This is a genomic window from Mucilaginibacter pallidiroseus (genome assembly GCF_007846085.1).
In the GTDB taxonomy this organism is placed as follows: Bacteria; Bacteroidota; Bacteroidia; order Sphingobacteriales; family Sphingobacteriaceae; genus Mucilaginibacter; species Mucilaginibacter pallidiroseus.
In genome coordinates, this window is record NZ_VOEJ01000008.1 from 173,204 (window position 1) to 189,887 (window position 16,684).

At 42.9% G+C, this 16,684-nt stretch carries 19 protein-coding genes; 7 read left to right on the plus strand and 12 right to left on the minus strand.

Annotated elements, in window-relative coordinates:
• Positions 1 to 987: a LuxE/PaaK family acyltransferase gene (locus FPZ43_RS16320; RefSeq protein ID WP_146383075.1), complete on the minus strand. Its 987-nt coding sequence runs from the start codon at positions 985 to 987 to the stop codon at positions 1 to 3.
• A gap of 155 nt (positions 988 to 1,142) precedes the next feature.
• Between FPZ43_RS16320 and FPZ43_RS19600 the strand changes: the two genes are divergently transcribed.
• Positions 1,143 to 1,487, plus strand: a complete 345-nt coding sequence (locus FPZ43_RS19600) for a lipid-binding SYLF domain-containing protein (RefSeq protein ID WP_261381108.1) — start codon at positions 1,143 to 1,145, stop codon at positions 1,485 to 1,487.
• Position 1,488: 1 nt separating this feature from the next.
• Positions 1,489 to 1,818 carry a lipid-binding SYLF domain-containing protein gene (locus FPZ43_RS19605; protein WP_261381110.1) on the plus strand — a complete coding sequence of 110 codons (330 nt, stop codon included), beginning with the start codon at positions 1,489 to 1,491 and terminating at the stop codon, positions 1,816 to 1,818.
• A gap of 107 nt (positions 1,819 to 1,925) precedes the next feature.
• Here the strand turns inward: FPZ43_RS19605 and FPZ43_RS16330 are convergent, their stop codons facing one another.
• Genes FPZ43_RS16330 through FPZ43_RS16340 form a run of 3 tightly spaced genes read right to left on the minus strand, consistent with a single transcriptional unit; the run spans position 1,926 to position 5,325 of the window.
• Positions 1,926 to 2,273: a hypothetical protein gene (locus FPZ43_RS16330; protein WP_146383001.1), complete on the minus strand. Its 348-nt coding sequence runs from the start codon at positions 2,271 to 2,273 to the stop codon at positions 1,926 to 1,928.
• 4 nt (positions 2,274 to 2,277) lie between these two features.
• Positions 2,278 to 4,710: a penicillin acylase family protein gene (locus FPZ43_RS16335; RefSeq protein ID WP_146383002.1), complete on the minus strand. Its 2,433-nt coding sequence runs from the start codon at positions 4,708 to 4,710 to the stop codon at positions 2,278 to 2,280.
• Positions 4,711 to 4,749: 39 nt separating this feature from the next.
• Positions 4,750 to 5,325, minus strand: coding sequence for a thermonuclease family protein (locus FPZ43_RS16340; protein WP_146383003.1), 576 nt, complete (start codon positions 5,323 to 5,325; stop codon positions 4,750 to 4,752).
• A gap of 176 nt (positions 5,326 to 5,501) precedes the next feature.
• On the opposite strand from FPZ43_RS16340, the gene FPZ43_RS16345 reads away from it, so the two are divergent.
• On the plus strand, positions 5,502 to 5,756 hold the full coding sequence (locus FPZ43_RS16345; protein ID WP_146383004.1) for a (2Fe-2S) ferredoxin domain-containing protein: 255 nt from the start codon (positions 5,502 to 5,504) through the stop codon (positions 5,754 to 5,756).
• Here the strand turns inward: FPZ43_RS16345 and FPZ43_RS16350 are convergent.
• Together FPZ43_RS16350 and FPZ43_RS16355 are read right to left on the minus strand one after the other, a co-directional pair.
• A complete protein-coding gene (locus FPZ43_RS16350) occupies positions 5,753 to 6,283 on the minus strand; it encodes a ferritin (protein WP_146383005.1) in 531 nt (176 codons plus the stop codon). The genes FPZ43_RS16345 and FPZ43_RS16350 overlap by 4 nt on opposite strands.
• A 125-nt stretch (positions 6,284 to 6,408) precedes the next feature.
• Positions 6,409 to 6,780 (minus strand): hypothetical protein, encoded by a 372-nt coding sequence (locus tag FPZ43_RS16355; protein WP_146383006.1) that lies wholly within the window; start codon positions 6,778 to 6,780, stop codon positions 6,409 to 6,411.
• Between the two features lie 97 nt (positions 6,781 to 6,877).
• Between FPZ43_RS16355 and pgmB the strand changes: the two genes are divergently transcribed.
• Together pgmB and bla are read left to right on the plus strand one after the other, a co-directional pair.
• Positions 6,878 to 7,531, plus strand: a complete 654-nt coding sequence (gene pgmB / locus FPZ43_RS16360) for a beta-phosphoglucomutase (protein ID WP_146383007.1) — start codon at positions 6,878 to 6,880, stop codon at positions 7,529 to 7,531.
• Between the two features lie 20 nt (positions 7,532 to 7,551).
• On the plus strand, positions 7,552 to 8,280 hold the full coding sequence (gene bla, locus FPZ43_RS16365; protein ID WP_146383008.1) for a subclass B1 metallo-beta-lactamase: 729 nt from the start codon (positions 7,552 to 7,554) through the stop codon (positions 8,278 to 8,280).
• Positions 8,281 to 8,368: 88 nt separating this feature from the next.
• Here the strand turns inward: bla and FPZ43_RS16370 are convergent, their stop codons facing one another.
• The 5 genes from FPZ43_RS16370 to tyrS form a co-directional block, all read right to left on the minus strand.
• Positions 8,369 to 8,659, minus strand: coding sequence for a hypothetical protein (locus FPZ43_RS16370; RefSeq protein ID WP_146383009.1), 291 nt, complete (start codon positions 8,657 to 8,659; stop codon positions 8,369 to 8,371).
• A gap of 67 nt (positions 8,660 to 8,726) precedes the next feature.
• A complete protein-coding gene (locus FPZ43_RS16375; RefSeq protein ID WP_146383010.1) occupies positions 8,727 to 9,614 on the minus strand; it encodes a GLPGLI family protein in 888 nt (295 codons plus the stop codon).
• A 59-nt stretch (positions 9,615 to 9,673) separates the two neighbouring features.
• Positions 9,674 to 10,126, minus strand: a complete 453-nt coding sequence (locus tag FPZ43_RS16380) for an RES family NAD+ phosphorylase (RefSeq protein ID WP_146383011.1) — start codon at positions 10,124 to 10,126, stop codon at positions 9,674 to 9,676.
• A complete protein-coding gene (gene parS / locus FPZ43_RS16385) occupies positions 10,126 to 10,572 on the minus strand; it encodes a type II RES/Xre toxin-antitoxin system antitoxin (RefSeq protein ID WP_261381111.1) in 447 nt (148 codons plus the stop codon). Before parS ends, FPZ43_RS16380 begins: the two co-directional genes overlap by 1 nt.
• Before the next feature lie 85 nt (positions 10,573 to 10,657).
• Positions 10,658 to 11,941: a tyrosine--tRNA ligase gene (gene tyrS, locus FPZ43_RS16390; RefSeq protein WP_146383013.1), complete on the minus strand. Its 1,284-nt coding sequence runs from the start codon at positions 11,939 to 11,941 to the stop codon at positions 10,658 to 10,660.
• A gap of 193 nt (positions 11,942 to 12,134) precedes the next feature.
• Here tyrS and FPZ43_RS16395 point away from each other — a divergent pair, with 193 nt between their 5' ends.
• Positions 12,135 to 12,806 (plus strand): hypothetical protein, encoded by a 672-nt coding sequence (locus FPZ43_RS16395; protein ID WP_146383014.1) that lies wholly within the window; start codon positions 12,135 to 12,137, stop codon positions 12,804 to 12,806.
• A gap of 532 nt (positions 12,807 to 13,338) precedes the next feature.
• Entirely contained in the window at positions 13,339 to 15,324 is a 1,986-nt protein-coding gene (rpsA, locus tag FPZ43_RS16400; RefSeq protein WP_146383015.1) for a 30S ribosomal protein S1, read from the plus strand.
• A 93-nt stretch (positions 15,325 to 15,417) separates the two neighbouring features.
• Here the strand turns inward: rpsA and FPZ43_RS16405 are convergent, their stop codons facing one another.
• Positions 15,418 to 16,677: a DoxX family protein gene (locus tag FPZ43_RS16405; RefSeq protein WP_146383016.1), complete on the minus strand. Its 1,260-nt coding sequence runs from the start codon at positions 16,675 to 16,677 to the stop codon at positions 15,418 to 15,420.
• Between the last annotated feature and the right edge of the window lie 7 nt (positions 16,678 to 16,684).

The following is a 16,684-nucleotide window of genomic DNA, read 5'->3' on the forward strand; positions in this document are numbered from 1 at the left end:
TTATGCGATGAGCAAATTGCATCCGCGTATATCGGAGTTGTCGAAACGGCCTGCTATTTCAAAGGAGCCGTCATTATAGACCTTGCCTAAATCCTGTGTGGCAATAAACGAGCATGAATTGATATTGGCCAGATCGATGATGTTTATCCCGCCCGTTTTTCCTGTCGGGTTTAAACTGAGCGGGTCGTTAGGATCGCGGGTTATAATGCGCATCCAGGGCGGGCAATTGAATATGCCATGGCCCTTTGAATAAGCTTGAGATAGTAGCTCCGTCATGCCGTATTCGGAGTGTATGGCATCTACCCCAAAGCCTTTGCACAGTATCTGGTGCAATTCTTCGCGGATCATTTCTTTTCGTCGGCCTTTCATACCGCCGGTTTCCATCACAATCAATTCAGGAAAATTAATTTGGTAATTATCCGTAAAGTCAAGCAGGGCAAAGGTAACACCTATGAGCAGGGTAGGTTTACCAAGCGCTTTTTGTGCAAGCAATGTTTGGTAAAGATCATCATGATTGTAAAGGTAAAAACCACTTGCCGCGTTTTCCGATTCATTGATCATATCCTGCGCCATGTAGATAAGAGAAGAGCCTTCACGTTCCATATAGGCCGGTAAAAGCGCAAGCACCGTATAGTTACGGATATCTCCATAGAAAAGATCAAACGCGCGGCGGAAACTTTGCACATACCAATCAACATCTGTTACATGGTGGCGGCTGGTTATCATGCCCGTTGTACCCGAGCTGGTAAATATCACCTCGTCAGCATCGGTTGTGCTAACAATGTTATGCGCTTTAAAAAACTCAACCGGCATAAAGGGTATATCAGCTACCTGGTTAACAGCAGTAACATCGACCCCTAAGCCATCAATAAAGGTTTTATACACAGCATTATGCTCCGCCTGAAATTTAAAGATCTGCAAAGCGGCATCATTAAACTGCTGCTGTGTTTTAATTGCGAATACCTGTTCTTTACCGGGCTTAACCATACGTTGCAAAGATAGCAAAGATGATGCAATGCAAGCCACCGATCAATTACACAACCCAGCGGCTTTGTGCCATTTGCCTGTAAAGACATTGCATTTGCCCGAAACATTTTAAATCATGAGGCGTTAATTCCAGCAACAGTAAAAATCTACATAAAATGAAATTCCTTAAATTTTTAACATTGCCTTTATTGCTATCGGCATTTGTTGTTTTAGCCTCTACAACCCCTGCAGATGATAAAGGACCCGAAAAAATTGTGAGCGCTACCAAGGTGCTTAAAGAGTTTAGCGAAATGAAAGAGAGCATACCCCATGACCTGATTGAGCAGTATGAGGGTATTGTGATCATCCCCAAACTTATAAATGCCGGTTTTGGCATTGGCGGTAAACGCGGGCACGGTATTGCCATGGTAAAATTGGCCAATGGCAAGTGGAGCGACCCTGTATTTGTTACCCTGACGGGGGGGCAGCATTGGTTTCCAGATTGGCGTTCAATCTGTTGAGATGGTATTGGTTTTTCGTAACAAGGGCGTACTAACAAAAGTTAAAAATGGCGACTTCACCATTGGCGGCGATGTATCTGCAGCTGCTGGTCCGGTTGGTCGCAGCTCATCAGCAAGTACTGATTACAAGCTTGAGGCCGAGGTTTATTCTTACTCGCGCAGTAAAGGTTTGTTTGCCGGTATCAGCATAAACGGCTCAAACCTGGCGATAAATAAAAGTGCCAACGCCGAGTTTTACGGTAAAAATACAACATCAGCCCAGATCTTCGAGAGCTCGAAAAATACAACTCCAGCCGTTGTAGAATTAAAAGCTACTTTAAACAGTTTGTAAGTAAATACAATAGCAAAATGGAAAGTCCCGGTCAGAAATGGCCGGGACTTTTTTATTAGATACCTGTCTGTATATTCGAGAAATTCTTTAATTCTTTTACTTCGAGTTCAGACGGCTTGTTTCTTTTCAAATATCCGCTTAACCATTAACCCGGAAAGCGAAGACATGCCACCAACTATACCACCAATAATTGCCGTTATGGCTAACAATATCAGCCAGTGCGGCAAATGAAATGTTTTGGCAACCCGCATGGCGAGCAAGTGGTCATTAGGGAAGCTTTTGAGCAATGCCAAAGCTATCCAGCCAAGCGCAATGCCCGCAAACCCCGACCAAAATGCCTGCGACGATTCGCGACCCAAGATCAGGGCAGCGCCGAACGCCAAAATGCAGGCTACCCACCATGGCAGGATATAGCCGCTGATAAAAGTAAGTAACAGTATGAGTGAGAAAAGCATAGCTTTATTTGCTTAAGGTTAAAGTGGTTTTAATACGTGATGATTTTTGCGTGGCCGATTGCATGAACAATAGTTCGTTAAGTTTGCCGGCCTGCCAGGTTTTAAGCATGTTGTCATAATAAAAACTTCCCGGGTTGCCCGATTGCCCGCCGGGAATTATGCCATAGCCTTTTACATTTGGCCCAAGTTGCACCACCATTCGCCATGACGGGCCATGCCCATCAGTAAGCGCGTTTACGGTTGAGCCGGTGCCGTCGCTTTCAAAATTTCCTGATCCCCAACCTGGAACGTTACCCAAATGCTTAACCTCAAACTTTTTTACTTTGCCCCATGCCCATGACGGCCCCGGCTTTCCATAATCGCGCTGCAATTCATCTACCGTTGCAGCAAAGGCGAGATTGAGTATGTCGGCGGCAACTTCTTTGCCGGGGCTTCGTTTGTTATCAAACCAACGGGAATTAGGCTCATTCAATAGTAATGCTTCGGTACGGTCCATGGACGGGCGGTACATATACATCTTTTGATTGTCGAAATCATCCATCCAGGTAAAACGATAAAACTTGTCCCACCAGTTCCAAAAAATGCTTGCACCTACCGAGTTTACAGAAAAGTGCTTATCCCATTGCTTAAGCTCCTTTAGTGCAGCCAACTGCGTTTCATCAAGTTTGCTGGCATCCAGATAGCGCAGCATAGCAGGCAGAATATCCTGCGCGCGTATGCTGTAATCGTCCATCTGCAATAGCCTTATGCTATCGGGCGTAGCATTTTTCATAGCAGAAAGACGGTCATTAATACGCTTGCCACGCTCATACCCAGCAAACTGCCAGTTAATGTAGTATGGATAAGTTTGATCTGTTGATGATTGATTTGCCGAACTTACAAAGCCGCGTGGTGGATTTTTAACCGTTGGGTTTTGGCTGTAAGGTATCCAGCCCTGCCAGTTGTTGGCTGTATCGGCACCGTCCATTATAAACTTGCCTTGGTCCTTAAACTTCAATGGGATTTTGCCATTGGCCGTTATGGCTATATCATTATCAGCCGATGCGAATACAAAATTTTGCGCCGGGGCCGTATAATAAGTTAGTGCCTTGCGATAGTCGTCGTAATTTTTGGCCCGGTTAAGCAGGTAAAAGGTTTTAAACTCGTCCGACTCATCATGTGCCACCCAGCGCAATGCATCGCCGATAGGTATGTTTTCGCGCTTGTTGGCCGTATCGCGCAAGTTATCGTAAACAACCGGGCCATGGCGTGTGTATAGCACGGTGTCAATAACATCTGGCTGCCCTTTAACTTTTATTACCTCAACGCGGCGGTTTATCTTGTTCCATTGTTTGTTGTACCAATACTCATTTTTGCTATTGTCTTTAAATTTTATCTGGTACCAATCCAGCACGTCGGCATCAACATTGGTAACGCCCCAGGCCACTTTTTGGTTATAGCCAATAACAACGCAAGGGGCACCAGGTAACGATGCACCGTAAACATTTACGCCGGGCGCACTTAATTGCACCTGGAACCATATAGACGGAAAGGTAAGGTTCAGGTGCGGGTCGTTCGCCAAAATAGGATAGCCGCTTTTGGTTTTTGCACCTGCTAACGCCCAGTTATTGCTGCCAATACCTTCAATCTTTTCATTATCCTTAAGCGTGCCATCCATTTGCGCTTTAAAGCTTGCTGATGGTTTGGGTATAGGTAGCGGTTTAAAATCCCATTTGGTGCCCGCCGGTATTATCGGCGACTCGTGCAAAGGATAGTCCGGGAAAAGGTCATTTGTAACCTGCGCCCCAAAGCGGTTAAGCGCATTGGTCATACCCAGCTCGTTTGATCCACCCGCTAAGGTTTCCGACATCAGCTTAAGCAGGTAAGCGCAATTGATGGGCTTCCATTCTTTGGGGGCATAATCCAGCAATTTAAACTCTATTGGCCTGTTGCGTACGCTAAGCTGTTTGATGTATGCATTTATGCCCTCCGTGTATGCGTTTATCACCTTGCTCATTACCGGGTCTTTCATGATACCCTGCAAGGTATGCTCGGCCCCGTAGGCCATACCCATTCGCCTGTGATAGCGGTCGATAGCAAGGGCTTTAGGCCCAACTACTTCGGCCAGCCTGCCTGCTGCACTGCGCGTTTGAATATCCATTTGCCACAGGCGCTCTTTTGCAGTTACAAAGCCCTGTGCAAAATACAGGTCGTGATCATTTTGAGCAAAAATGTGCGGCACCATGTTTTCATCATAGTGTATGGTAACTTCGGCCTGCAGCCCCTTCATTTTTAGCTTATTCTCAGTATCAATGTTTTTGCTTTCTGCGTTTTGCCAAAACCCAGTGGCCGGGTTTAAAAAGGCGCCAAGCGGAGGTAAATCGCCAAATTTTGTTTGCAGTGCCCAAATAAGCACACCCGTAAATGCAAGCGAAATAAATGCCTTAAAAATTTTCATTAAAGGTTATTATGATGCAGCAATTTAAATATCGCGCAGCTAAAACACAACCGTATCTGCCTGCCTTTGTTTGCGTTTGCGGTAGGTTCGTTTGGTTCGCTTGCTTTTTTTGGCCGCGCCTGTTTTGCCTTGCCTAAATTGCTTTTCGCCTTTACGGAAATCCCAGGGCGGGGTAGGGTTGCTATCCTGCCAAAGGCCAAGCCTGCTTTGGCGGGCGTGCTCTTGTAACAATGACAGCTCAGGATTTTTTGAATAGGCTTGGTACTGCCATGCATAACCATTCTTTACTATCTCGTAATTAACGTTAGTGCCATCCTCTAAAAGCACCTGCCCAACAGTGCGGCCGTAGCGGTCGCGGTTGTTTACAACCAGGCTCACCATTTTACCAAAGCATAGGTCGGCTGTAAACTGTTTTGCTTTTTGGCCGAAGGCTTGGCTTTTTTCCGGGCAGTCAATCTCGGCAAGGCGCACGGTAACGGGTACATTGTCGGGGCTTAAAAGCTCAAGCGTATCGCCGTCCTTCACTTTTACAACGCGGTACAAATTCTCCTTTTTGTTGCATGCCGTGATGGATATGATAACAATGAGCAGGACAATCAGCGTTCTTTTAAACATGGCGCTAACTTCGGAAAATATTTAAGGCCGGGAAAATAAATGAGCTGGTTTATTAATCGCGGGAATAAAGTGCAGACTATGGTTTATTTACGATAGAATAATAAACTTATTTATCAACTCTATTTGAAATAAAACAGATATTTGAAAGTTTAGTTAAGCACTAAGATATTCAAGCAATGGGAAAATTTTTTGTACCGGAGAAGGTTTTGTTTGTCTGTACCGGCAGCAAGTGCGCAAAGCGCGGGGGTAAGGACATGTATAAACGCGCAGAGAAATTTGCCAAACACTCCGACAAAGCTATTGAAGTGATACGTATAGAATGCACAGACCGGTGCGATTGGGCACCGGTCTGTACATTTTCGCCGGGTAATACCTGGCTTAAAGAATATAGTGAAAAGGAAGTTTTAAAACTTCTTTTAAGTGACGATTAGGCTTCGCTATCGTATTTAATTTTACCAACGTGCTTGTCAATTTCCCATTGACCGGTACCTTCTTCACCAATAACTTCAAACAGTTCAAGCGCACGGCGTGCTTTGTATTCCTCTTCACGTTGCTCTTTCAGGAACCAGTTTAAAAACTCATTGGTTACGTAGTCCTGCTCCTGCAGGCAAAGCGCATAGATTTTTTTGATTGATTGTGTTACGCTGATCTCTTGGTCAAGCGCATCTTCAAATACTTCGCGGAAAGAGTTGTACTCCTGTTTAATGCCGGTAACTTCCGGAGAGATGGCGTTACCACCCATATCCAGGATGTATTTATAAAATTTTAATTGGTGGTGTCTTTCTTCCTCGGCTTGTTTAAAGAAGTACTCAGATGAATAATCGAAGCCGTTACGGTTGCACCATGAGGCCATTGCTAAATATATTGAAGAAGACAAAGCTTCTTTTTTTACTTGCTGATTTAAAAGAGCCTCAACTTCGTTAGAAATCAGGCTGCGTACGCGCATCAGGTCTTTCATGTTATTAATATTTTTGATGTGTAAACAAAGGCAACAAACGTGCCGAATTGGTATAACACAACAAAAGTATTGCTATAACATCAGCAATAACGAAAATAAAAGCAATATGAATTCAGTCTAAATTATTAGAACGCAGCACGATAAAGTTTATCGTGAATGATGCTGTTAAGTTGGAGCATTACAAAAGTGCCTTCCAGAATCTCCTTTAGCGCAATGATTTGTAGAATGCTGAGGATGTAGGTATGGTCGCAAGCGCAGATGAAAATTATTTCAAGGTCGGGGTCTTTAGCGCTGCTTAAAAGTTTTTCTTCAATATTAACATTGTAAACTGCCTTTTTTAGTTTAAGCAGGCAACGGTAATCAAACTTGGCAAGCTTACCAGCAAAGTTCACATACCAGCAACGATCTTCATCGCTTTGGAAGATAGCACCTTGCGTTGTGCTAAAAACTTCTGCCCAGGTGGTTTGTTTAGTGTCTGCTAAAGTTGTCGTAATCATCTTGCATTACAAATGTACGTCTATTTATAATTAATCCAAATAATGTTAATAATTATTTATAACGATTATTGACAAGCCAAAGCATAGCTTTAGAACAATGGAAAACATACAAGCCTGCATATTCGACCTTGATGGCGTTATTGTAGATACCGCAGTTTATCACTACAAGGCCTGGAAGCGACTGGCCAATACCCTTGGCTTCGATTTTACCGAACACCAAAACGAGCAACTAAAAGGTGTGAGCCGTATGGCGTCGCTCGAGTTAATATTGGGATGGGGCGGCATCAACGGAAAAACTGAAGAGGAAAAGTTGGCGATGGCTACACAAAAAAACGAGTGGTACACGGAGATGATCAACAAAATGACACCAGCAGAAATACTGCCCGGCGCGCGGGAGTTTGTTGAAAGCTGCAGGGCGGCAGCCATAAAAACTGCGATAGGCTCGGCCAGTAAAAACACACTCACAATATTAAATAAATTAGAACTTACGCCCTTGTTTGACGCCGTTATTGACGGGAATAGCGTTAACAAGCCTAAACCGGACCCTGAAGTATTTATTAAAGGTGCCGAGGCATTAAACGCAAGACCGTCTCAATGCATCGTATTTGAAGACGCTATGGCTGGTATTGAGGCAGCTATAGCTGGCGGGATGAAAACCGTAGGTATAGGTTCGGCAGATACACTTGCCCTGGCTGATGTTGTGGTAACTGGTTTGGACAAGGTTACATTGGAAATGCTAACGAGCATATAGTAAATAACAAGATTTAAAAGATGAAGTGGCTGATTATAGTAATATTCCTATTTCTTGCGGATACAGCCTTTGGGCAGACTAACAAAGATTTTAAGATCAAGATCACACCGCTTGAGAAGGAATTTTATATCTGCACATCATACGGAATGCCCGATGGCAAAACGCCCTTCCCATCAAACAGCCTGGTTGCAGTCACTGCTAAAAGTATTGTGTTGATTGACACCCCTTGGGATGAAGATCAGACACAGCAACTTTTAGAGTGGCTAAAAGATCATTTTGAAAAGCCTGTAGCGCTTTGCATTGCTACTCACTTCCATGACGACCGTGTTGCCGGGCTTGATGTGTTAAGAGCCGAAGGTATTAAAACTTATACCAGCAAATTAACAGACCAATTGTCGGTCAACAACGGCAACAAACGTGCACAATCTACTTTTGAGCAGGATAGTACTTTCACGATCGATGGCTTAAAGCTTAATACTTATTATCCGGGTGCCGGCCATACCCCGGACAATATTGTGGTTTGGTTTCCGGCGCAAAAAATCTTGTTTGGCGGTTGTTTTATAAAAAGCTTTGATACGCAAAGCATCGGCAATATTGCCGATGCCGATCTTAAACAATGGGGAAGTTCCATCAATAAGTTAAGCCAAAAATATCCTAACGCAGCTATCGTAATTCCCGGGCATCAGGGGTGGGGCGGAGCTACCAGGCAATACATTCACACATGCAACCTCGTAAACGCTAACCAGTAATCATATTAGTTTCGGCTAGCATTTACGGGTACCCGCTCTTTTGTGATAATAGCCGCAGCTTCGCGCACAAAGGCTTGCTGACTTGCTGTTAATTCATCCACTTCATCTCCGTTGAAACTGTATTTGATGTGCCGTTTTGTTCGGGATGTGCCTCAAATTTTTCATCATCCCGCTCAAACAATAGGTAGCCACCGTCTGAGATATGCTCTATTCCTTTTTTATCAGCCGTAAAAACTACCTGGCCCGAGTATTCGGTTTTTTGATAGTGGCTACCATCATTAGATCTTATAATAACTCTATGGCCTGGTTTGCACCTTAAAACTGTTACAGCTAACAGCACTACCATAAATCCCTTAATTTTTGCACTAATATTTTCCATGACTTGCAATTTGTTGAATAAATATAGCCATTGCAAGGTATAATGCAATACATAGTACTAAATTTATTTAGTTTTCTTTTTGTTCCCGCAACTCAATAGGATTATTGATGACGGCCGAGTTTGTGTTTGTTGATTTATTCACGTTAATAGACGCAATACGGCTTGGGTCAATATCGCCAAAAGGTTTGTTACCACTGCGCATACGTTGCTGGCCGCTTCCCTGGGTTGCTTTTGCAAAACCTTGAGGGTCTTTAATTCTTATTTCTTTCAAATGTGCCAGATCTTTCACGGTGGTTTTTATATCGTCTTTAGGCAGGGTTATATCTATCGCTTTATCGCTCACATCCTCAAAGCCTTTAAAATTGAACATCACTTCTTTCTTGCTGTCCATAGCTTGTAATATCAAGCCCGGCAATCCATTTAATTGCCAGGGGCCGGTGCGGAAGGGTAGCTCGCTGCAAAACCAGGCTTCATAATCGCGACCTTTAAAATGAGTTGTGGCCTTTTGTGCGTGCAATGCGCCAAAGCTCATGGTGTCTTTTTGTATATGCCATTTAATAACAGGTAAGGCTTCTTCTGTTAGGTAGTAATTAACCACCTGATCTTCTATGAAAAGTTTTTTGTCGTTTATAAACTGGTAGTACTCTTCATCGCTATGCACACCGCCTCCGGTGATAGTTAGGCTAAGTTTATTTGGATCGACTGCACTTTTAACCTGGCCATCTATTTGTTTATCCAAGGCTTCCTGTTCCTGCTGTTTACTAAGGCTTTTGTAAACACTTGCATTGCGGCCAACCAGCAAACTCATTGTTTCCTTAAATGGTTTATCACTTTTGGTCGTGTCGCGTATATGGATAAATTCATAAGTGGCCCGTCCAATAGCTGGTTCGGGCTTTTGGGCAAATACTGTTAGGAAAGCACAACAAGCCGAAACAGTAAATAAGATGTTTTTCATTTGATAGGATGTTTGCAAGTAAAACTAATTATTTAGTTTTAATACACAAACATATCATGTCATAAAAGACGATCATCAAAACTAAACGGCGAAGTTTTGATGATAACGGCTTTTTTAATGTCGGGGTGCCATGGGTTTAGCAGGTAATTATATTCTTGCGGTACTACGGCCGATGGTACCTTCATCATCAGGTATTTTGTTTCCTGTATAAACTGGTTGCCTATTTGTTTTAACTCCGCAGGGGGTAGGGCATCCTGCCAGTTCACAGGTAGTGTATTGGCGTTAAGGGTTAGGATGCTGTTATCGGGTACCTCAATTTCGGCAACGCAAAAATTGTTTGGTACCATAAGCGGGGGCAGGTGTACCAAAACTTCCAGTACCGCCAATGAGCGGGAAGATGCTGTATAAACCATTGATTTACCTTCGCTGTTCCAGCGGCCGCCGTAAAGGCGCGCGCCGGTTCCGGTAAGGTCGGTTATGTAATTACAGTTGGCAATACGGTAAAGTATCATTAAGCAAAAATACCGTGCTCTATGCGGCCAAGCTCTTTAAAAACCATATCAAACCCGGCCGATGTATCAAGAATGGTAACGGGCGCCTCGCCGTTAAAAATGTGTGCAGGTGTTTTAACCCAGGTTTTAAATTTATCCATTGAACCAAATACTTCTTCGCCACGGGTGTAAAGGCGTGCAAGCTCAACGGCCTTTTCGGCATACTCGGTTTTGATGATGGCATCATCCTCATAGCGTTGAAGCGTGCGCTCAGAAATATGTAGAATACTAGATAATTCCTGGATGTTTAAGGATATCTTTTTAGCTAAAGCCAGTAATGTTTTTTTCGGAAAACCCTGCCTCGCCAGTTTGATGATATCAAAATCTGAAGATGATTTTGCAGTTTTGGTACCGCCCAATAAACCAAAAAACGGGGTTGATGAAGCCTGAGTAATATAAATTGCCATAGGCTCATTAACCTCGTTTTTTGCGGTATGTTTTATTTTGTACGACATTTATCCAAAAATAAATACAAATTGTCGTATTAGCAAATTATTCGGCAATTATTAAAAAATAATTCTTCTTGCCCTTTTGTGCCACAAGAAACTTGCTATTAATAAGATGCGATGTATTATAAACGTCATCGGCAGTGCCAATTTTGTTGCGATTAATTGATACCCCGCCACCTTGTATCGTTTTTTTAGCTTCTGTTTTTGATGGGAACACCGCTGTTTTTCCGGCTAATAAATCGGCGGCAGTAATGCCATCTGCCAATTCGCTTTTGCTAACAGTGAAGTTTGGTACACCGCCAAACAGGCCCAACACTTCCTCATCATTCAACTCATTTAAAAACTCGATGCCGGTACTGCCAAATAAAAACTCCGATGATTTAATCGCTTTTTCATAATCGGCCTCGCTGTGCACGCGGATAGTAATATCTTTTGCCAACGCTTTTTGCAGGGTGCGGGTATGCGGTGCTACTTCATGCTCAGCTTCCAATGCCTCAATAACATCGCGTTCAAACAAAGTAAATATGCGGATGTATGCTTTAGCATCAACATCGGTTGTGTTTAGCCAAAACTGGTAAAATTGGTATGGGGTGGTGCGGGCAGGGTCTAACCATACGGCGCCGCTTTCTGTTTTACCAAACTTGGTACCATCGGCTTTTTTAATAAGCTGCGTAGTTAGAGCAAAGGCTTCGCCGCCATCTTTACGGCGGATAAACTCGGTACCGGTAACAATGTTACCCCATTGGTCGCTGCCGCCCATTTGCAGTACACAGTTGTTGTTTTTCCACAAGTAGTAAAAATCATATCCCTGTACCAACTGGTATGTAAACTCGGTGAAAGACATTCCAGTATCGCCTTCAAGACGTTTCTTTACCGAGTCTTTAGCCATCATGTAGTTAACGGTGATGTGTTTACCTACATCGCGTATAAAATCCAGGAAAGTGAAGTTTTTGAACCAATCGTAGTTGTTGACCATTTGGGCACTGTTGGCCCCAGTATTAAAGTCAAGAAACTTCTGCAACTGGGTTTTTACCGATTCGAGGTTATGCTGCAACACATCTTCAGAAAGCAGGTTACGCTCGGCCGATTTACCCGAAGGATCGCCAACCATACCTGTAGCACCACCAACCAAAGCATAAGGCTTATGACCCGCACGCTGAAAATGGATCAGCGTCATGATTTGGGTTAGGTGGCCCACATGCAGCGAGTCGGCAGTAGGGTCGAAGCCGATATAGCCCGATGCCATTCCCTTATTTAATAATTCTTCGGTACCGGGCATAATGTCATGCAGCATGCCTCTCCAGCGTAGTTCCTCTACAAAATTCATCAGTATATATGTTTCATCGCCCGACAGTTATCGAGGCTGGCAAAGATAAAATAATAATTATTTTAAGGGTAATGGCACTTAGTTTTCGGGCCAATAAATGGGCTTGGCGGCGCCTTGGTTGAGATTAGAAGCCAATATATTGCCAAAATTTTGCTATTTTGTTCAAAATGCGCTTTGCGCAAATTTATTGCCCATGAATTTTTTGTCGCATTATTACTTTGATCGAAACACTGCCAACTGCTACTTTACATTAGGTACGGTATTGCCCGATCTTTTAAAAAATGCCGATAAAAATATCATCCTTCACCCGGAAAAATTAGTTCATCCCGACGCCCGTGTTAATGCTATAATAAAAGGTTGGAATAAGCATTTGCTGGTAGATAAGTACTTTCATTCGGCCGATTTTTTCCTTACCCATTCACATCAGTTAAAGCTCGAGTTGGCTTCGGCGATAACAGGGTCGCCGGTGAAGCCTTTCTTTTTGGGCCATATAGCTATCGAGCTGATTTTAGATAACTTACTCATCACGACCGGGGAGGTAAACGTAGATGCGTTTTATAACCACCTAGATAGCTGCGATGAGGCCGTAATTGCAGCGTTTTTATCTTTTGCCGGGCTTACAGATACTACGACTTTTTTAAAGTTTTACGCCGAATTTAAACGAAGCCGTTACTTGCATACCTATGTAAACCTGCCCCAGGTTACCTATGCACTTAAGCGTATTTGCATGCGTGTTTGGCCCAGTCCTTTTACCCCGGAGCATGATGCAGCGATGACGGACATCATTTTGAATTATCGTTTAGGGCTGATTGATGGTTATAAAGTTATTTATGATGAGATAGAGCAGAAATTAACAGAGGTTTAATCCTTTGGTGTGGCACCTATAGCGCCGAGTGCGATTGTTAGTGTGCGCTTGTACAAAGCGTTTGCCCCGCCGGGGCAGATGCTAAACTGGAGAGTTTAATGCTAAATCTTTAATACCAATGTCCCGATAGGGACTACCGCTTTGTAGCTTTTCATTAAGCAGTCCTACTTCGTGCCGCAGGTACGAAACTAATCTTTTTATTTAGCCAATCATACCGCGCAAACTCGCGTTAGCGATAGCAGCGGAAAGCACGTAAACGCAGCGTAGCGAAGTGCGGACTTGCAGCGGATAGCGCGGGCCGACGGTAACGCCCAACGATAATAGCATCGAGCTGTTTTTTAAAGTGCTGAGCCTGCGATGAATATATACTTCAAAGCCACATACTTAGCCGCTTGTACATATACGAGCCTCATTTTTATAAAAACTGCCTAAAAATCAATAATTAACATTGAAATTTCTTTTATGTATGAAAAATATATCCGTACCTTTGCAGTCCCAAACGAGTGTTGGGAAAAAGGAGTAAAATTAATTAATGGCAAAAAAACAAGAAGCAGAAAAAGAATTAAAAGCTAAGGAAGCTGAACTGGGTACAGTGAACGCAACCGCAGAAAAAGAAACAATTGAGTCTGAAGCAGATTCAAAACTTATTGAAGACATCAAGTCACAAATCCTTGCTACCCCATCAGCAGATTTTGACTGGGATGCCGACGATAAAAAATTTGGTAACTACAGCGATAGCGACCGTGAGAAATTTGAGAAACTTTATGATGGCACTTTTAGCTCTATCACTAAAGGAGAAATCATCTCTGGTACAGTTGTAAGCATCAATAATAAAGATGTTGTATTAAACATCGGATTTAAATCTGACGGTTTAGTATCAGTTTCTGAATTCCGTGATACGCCTGACTTGAAAGTTGGCGATACAGTTGAAGTATTTGTTGAATCGCAGGAAGATGCTAACGGTCAGTTAGTGCTTTCACGCAAACGTGCAAAAACTCAAAAATCATGGGAGCGTATTAATTCGGCTCTGGACAATGATGAGATCATTACTGGTTTTGTTAAAAGCAGAACTAAAGGTGGTTTGATCGTAGATATTATGGGCGTTGAAGCCTTCTTACCAGGTTCACAAATCGATATCAAACCGATACGCGATTATGATGTGTACGTTGGTAAAACAATGGAATTTAAAGTTGTTAAGATAAACCATGAGTTTAAAAACGTTGTGGTATCGCACAAAGTGCTTATCGAAGACGATTTGGAAAACCAAAAAACCGAGATCGTGGCCAAACTTGAAAAAGGCCAGGTATTGGAAGGTACAGTTAAAAATATTACTGATTTCGGTGTATTCATCGACCTTGGTGGCGTTGACGGCTTACTACACATTACTGACATCTCTTGGGGCCGTATCGAGCATCCGCGTGAAGTATTGGCATTGGATCAAAAGATCAACGTTGTTGTTCTTGACTTCGATGACGAGAAAAAACGTATCGCTCTGGGCTTAAAACAATTAACTCCACACCCTTGGCAAAGCCTTTCTGAAGATATTCAGGTTGGTTCAAAAGTTAAAGGTAAAATTGTTACTGTTGCTGATTACGGCGCATTCCTTGAAATCATCCCTGGTGTTGAAGGTTTGATCCACGTATCAGAAATGTCATGGTCTCAAAACCTGCGTAACCCTCAGGAATTCCTGAAAGTTGGCGACGAAGTTGAAGCTCAAGTTTTAACTCTTGACCGCGACGAGCGCAAAATGAGCTTAGGTATCAAACAATTAACTCCTGATCCATGGCAAAACGCTGGCGAGAAATACGCCGTAGGTACAACTCACGTTGCTACTGTTAAAAACATGACCAACTTTGGTGTATTTGTTGAGCTTGAAGATGGTATTGATGGTTTAATCCACATCTCTGACTTATCATGGTCTAAAAAAGTAAACCACCCTAACGAATTTACTAAGGTTGGCGAAAAATTAGACGTAGTAGTTTTAGAGCTTGATATCGATAACCGTAAATTGAGCTTAGGCCACAAACAGCTTGAAGAAAACCCTTGGGATACTTTCGAAACTGTATTCACTATCGACTCGATACATGAAGGTACAGTTATCAAAGTAACTGACAAAGGTGCTATCGTAGCTTTACCTTATGGTGTTGAAGGCTTCTGCCCAACCAAACACCTGGTTAAAGAAGACGGTAAATCAGTTAAAGCTGAAGAAACTGCCGAATTCAAAATCATTGAATTTAACAAAGAAAACAAACGTATAGTGATTTCTCACTCACGTATATGGGAAGAAGCTCGTGCTGATGCTCGTGTACAAGAGTTTGAAAACCGTAAAAAAGAGGCAAAATCTGCTACTAACGCGGTGAAAAAAGTGAAAGAATCTGTTGAGAAATCAACTTTAGGTGACCTTAGCGTTCTCGCTCAGTTAAAAGAGCAGATGGAAGGTGCTGAAAGCAAAGCGGCTAAAAAGCCTGCTGCTCCGGCAACGCCAGAAGCTGATGCAACAGAAGAAGGCGCTGAGTAATCAGTTTGATCTTTAAAAGATTCGCATAATATAAAGCCCTCCCGATTTTTCGGGAGGGCTTTTTTGTTGAGCTACTTTTTATATAATTAATGCTTAGCGGTTGTAAGGATATTCGTTTATCCAATGGAAGCCACGCGTCATCAAGCGGTTATTGTTACTATCCATATCTTTAAGCAAATCAAGGTTAAAATTGATGCCCTGGTAGTTACCGTCAAGCACCATTTTCCCTGCACTAAGTTGTTTAAAGCCAAATTTGTAATGAGGCACTTTGTCGTCGTCTACAAACAAAAATAGCTGCTTACTTGCCATATCCACATTGCACAAAAATCCCAAAGGTGCAAGGCCGCTACGCCCAAACACTGCTGAATCTTTATTGATGGTTAGGCTCGTCCATTTAAACTGATCAATTGGCTTAACAATTTCATATTTGCCATATACCTTTTGCTGCTCGGTATAGGGCTTCATTTGTTTTTGGCGGTAAATACCCTGATAAATATTACCTGCCAGCACTTCGACTATAAAAAGGTACTTCACTACCGCTAGCGCTATATTTTGCCATTTGCTATATCGTGGTGCTTCCACTATTGCCGGGGCTACCGGCCTGTTCATTACAAAAAAGTTAAATAGCCTTTTAACGTCTTTAGCCAGCAAGAAAAGGCTTAAAACCACCAGCGTTGTCGACAGAATTTTAACCGGCACATCAAAGCAATAATTTACCATCATAATGTTTGCCGATACGGCAAGGGTAACCAACGCGCCAAATGTAGCCGTGCGTCTGAAAAATAAAAGTACGCCGCCCAAAACCTCGGCAAAGCCCATAAAATAATTGTAGCCTGCAGAGTAACCAAAGAATGTCCAGGCCAAACCCATTGGCGATGAAGCGCCATAAGTTTCCTCGAGGCGATAAGTGCCGGGGAACGGAAACTGCGTTTTAAAGATCTTGGCAAAACCATACATCACCATAGTGGTAGCCAAATAGTACCTGATAATTACTGAAACCCAATACAGCAGTTTGCTGTAGTTACGACGCTTATAATCGAGCGCCGACCATATCGCCGTTATAATTATGCTTGTAACAAGGGCGGATAGCAGCAACAGATAATTGAGTGTTGTGTCGCCACTGCCTGTTTGAAAAGGCTTTAAATCTCCGCTTAGCTGGTATAAATTCTTACCCAGCCAGTTGGCCAAAACCATAAACGGAATGGAGTAGATTTGATATGCCTGGTGAAAAAAGGGAAGGGGTATGCCGCCATTTGGGTTGAGCAGTATAACGGTCACCAAAAAAACAGAAAAGAACCTGAAAGCCAGTTTAGTTGCCCATAGCCAGGTTGTTGTATCACTTGTGTATTGCATTTTTTAT